The 2,859-nt window shown below is 58.1% G+C and carries 4 protein-coding genes; 1 reads left to right on the top strand and 3 read right to left on the bottom strand.

Going from position 1 to position 2,859, the window contains the following annotated elements:
• Positions 1–230 precede the first annotated feature (230 nt).
• On the bottom strand, positions 231–647 hold the full coding sequence (locus V7665_RS13365; protein ID WP_335665027.1) for a hypothetical protein: 417 nt from the start codon (positions 645–647) through the stop codon (positions 231–233).
• Positions 648–804: 157 nt separating this feature from the next.
• Here V7665_RS13365 and V7665_RS13360 point away from each other — a divergent pair, with 157 nt between their 5' ends.
• Complete coding sequence (locus tag V7665_RS13360) at positions 805–1,218, top strand: DUF1489 domain-containing protein (RefSeq protein ID WP_335665028.1); 414 nt, start codon at positions 805–807, stop codon at positions 1,216–1,218.
• Here V7665_RS13360 and V7665_RS13355 read toward each other — a convergent pair.
• The gene (locus tag V7665_RS13355; RefSeq protein WP_335665026.1) at positions 1,215–2,237 is read right to left on the bottom strand and encodes a glutathione S-transferase N-terminal domain-containing protein; all 1,023 of its coding nucleotides are present in this window, start codon (positions 2,235–2,237) and stop codon (positions 1,215–1,217) included. The two genes, V7665_RS13360 and V7665_RS13355, sit on opposite strands and share 4 nt — an antisense overlap.
• 1 nt (position 2,238) lies before the next feature.
• A partial coding sequence (gene nudC / locus V7665_RS13350) for an NAD(+) diphosphatase (protein WP_335665025.1) occupies positions 2,239–2,859 on the bottom strand: 621 nt, incomplete at its 5' end.

Genomic DNA, 2,859 nt, shown 5'->3' with positions numbered 1-2,859 from the left:
AAATTCAGCCCCGCCAAGACGGTTTGCATCATCAGTCCGGAAAATAGCCCGTCAATCGCTCTGGCCAAAAAACTGGGTTTTCGCCCAACCGGGGAAGCCGAATACAATCAGAATATCGTCAGGCTGTTTGAACGGTTAAGGCCGGAGTAGCGGGGTATATGCCGGAATCATTGATTTCGGTAGCATGGGCTTTCCGGCCTTCCTCAGCCAGAGCGTCGGCAACGGGCTGATCAGCCCCTATGCCCGGCATAGGCCGCAACAAAATTGCGCAGGTCATTATATATCCGTTCCCGCTCGCTATCACCCAGCATCTCACAACTGAGCGAATCAAAGGCCGGCCGGTTTTCGCCAGCCGTCAGGCGAATGGCCGCGATCAGCCATATCTCGTCAGGAGTGGTCTGCGAACAGCAGGGACGACCGATCTGAAACGGCTCCTGCCATGCAAATCCGATAGTCTCCGCCGATATCAATATCCGCGTCGCAGCGAGATCACCGCCGAGTCGGTCGGACAATTGGATATGACCATCATAGTCATTCTGGCTCGCTACCACCGCCAGCCGGAAGGCGATGATCAATTTGGCCTCGACCGATGGCAACGTCCTGATGTCGGGCAATGGCAACAATAATTTTTCCAGAATCTCGCCCAATCTGTCTCTCCTCAATGTTTGATTACCCTCATATTATGCTATTGATAATCATTTGCAATTAGATTCTTGCCATGAGGGGTTTTGGCCCTGCTCGATTTGGTTGATCCGGGCCCGGAACATGCTTGACTAAACCGGCCGTGGACCACAGATAATGTCCATGCCACTGAACATGACCAAGATTGCCTATCGCAGCGAAAGCCCGGCGACGCTGCGACAATGGCTCGAATCTCACAAAGACAATAGCGAAACCGGCGGCGAAGCGCGGCTGACCACCCGCTATTTGCCCAAGCGCCACGCAGAAATGATCGGCGGTTCGCTCTACTGGATACACGCGAAGAAGATTGTCGGCCGGTCGCCGATCATCGGCTTCATGGACAATGGCCAGGGCCGACAGTGGATCAGGCTGGAGCCCCGGCTTGTCGCCGTCCAGCCAATTCCCAAACGCGCCCATCAGGGCTGGCGCTATTTCGAGGAAAAGGATGCACCGCCCGATCTCGGCGATGGCGCAGAAGGCGCAGAGGAAATGCCAGCCGAAATGCTTGGCGAACTGGCGAGTCTGGGGCTGGTCTAGGCAGCCACAAACAGGGTTTCGCAACCCGTTCCCGCTAGCAGCCCGTCGATCCGCTCCCGCGTGTCAGCGGACAGCGCCTGATAGGCCTCACGCAGCGCGACCAGACATTTCGCCTGATAGGGAAATGGCGGCTGCTGCCATTTCCGGCCATCGATTTCCGCCTCGACATGTTCGGCGCCGGACTGGACCGCCGCTGCATTGGCGATCAGAAAAGGCGCATAGGTCCGGCCGATTTCCGACAACAGGCCTTGCAACGAACCATATTGGTCGTCGGCCAGCCAGTCGCCATGCTTGTGCCCGGACAGATCATCCATCCGGTCCACCCAGGCCCGCACCCTTTGAGCATATTTGTTGGTCAGCGCCATTGATGTAGGCTCGACCTGGGTGAGCTGGGTCAATTGGCCATGGAGGGCAAAATCACAGGCGGATGGCCGGCTGCCCAGAATGAAACCCTGCTCGCGGATCAGCCGGTCGAGCAGACCGAGCAGCCGGACATAGCTGTCCTCGATGGTCTTGGCGGTGATCTCGTTCGATCCCACAACATAGAGCCGGTCAATCTGGCGTTTGGCAAATTGCGCTGCCATCGCGCTGGCCTGTTCGTCCGGCAGATTGGGATTTGCCCAGTGGATCAACAACGGTGCGACATGATCGGCATCCGTCTGGAATGCCCAGCGAAAATGGAACATCGCCTTGGTCAGCCATTCATCGGCATAATCCTCGATCAGCAGATCGAGAAAGCGCAGCGCTTCATTTTTGGGAATTACCGAACGGCCGTTATATTCCTGTTCCAGCCGCCGGATGATCGGCGTGCTATCCACTACCGCTTCCAGATCGCCATCACTATCGCGAAAATAAAAGGTCGGCAGCAATGCCACCTTCGGTTTTGGATAGCCCTCCGGAGCGCCCATCGCGCCACCCCAGATGACATTATGAGCTATGTGCCGATAGCGCAGCAGCGCCAGCATCTTTCGCGTATAGGGCGATCCCGGCGCGCCCATCAGTTCGAGCCGGTCGGTCATATCAGGCCTTTCCATCCACCCAGTGTTTGAGCAAATTATAGGCAATCGCAAAAGGCGGCGGAGCGACGAACAGCGCGCCCACATCACCGTCCATCGCCGCCTTGACCTCAGCGAGCGAAAACCAGGCCGCTTCCTCAATTTCCTCTTCGTCGAGAGTCAGCGTCGGATCGTCGGTGACGCTGGTGCAGCCGATCATCAGTGAAGAAGGGAAAGGCCAGGGCTGGCTGGCAACATAGCGGACATCCCGGACCTTGATCCCGGCTTCTTCAAACAGTTCGCGCTTCACGCAACCCTCGATGCTTTCTCCCGGTTCCAGAAAACCGGCCAGGGCGGAAAAGCTTTTCGGCGGAAAGCGCGGCTGGCGGCCGAGCAGCACCTTGCCTTCGCATTCCGACAGCATGATCGCCACCGGATCGGTGCGCGGAAAATGTTCCGCTGCGCAACCGCCGGTTTCGGGGTCGCACAGGCGTGCCCAGCCGCCTTTGCGGGACTGGGTCGGCTTGCCGCATTGCGCACAAAATTTATGGCGCGCGTGCCAGTCGACCAGACTCCGCGCTGTCGCATAAATTGCCGCCTGATCGGCGGGCAATCTTCCCAGCGTCTGCCAGAGCGCCCGATTGGC

Source organism: Parasphingorhabdus sp., from assembly GCF_036964675.1.
Taxonomy (GTDB): domain Bacteria; phylum Pseudomonadota; class Alphaproteobacteria; order Sphingomonadales; family Sphingomonadaceae; genus Parasphingorhabdus.
This window is presented reverse-complemented; position numbering and strand designations above follow the sequence as displayed.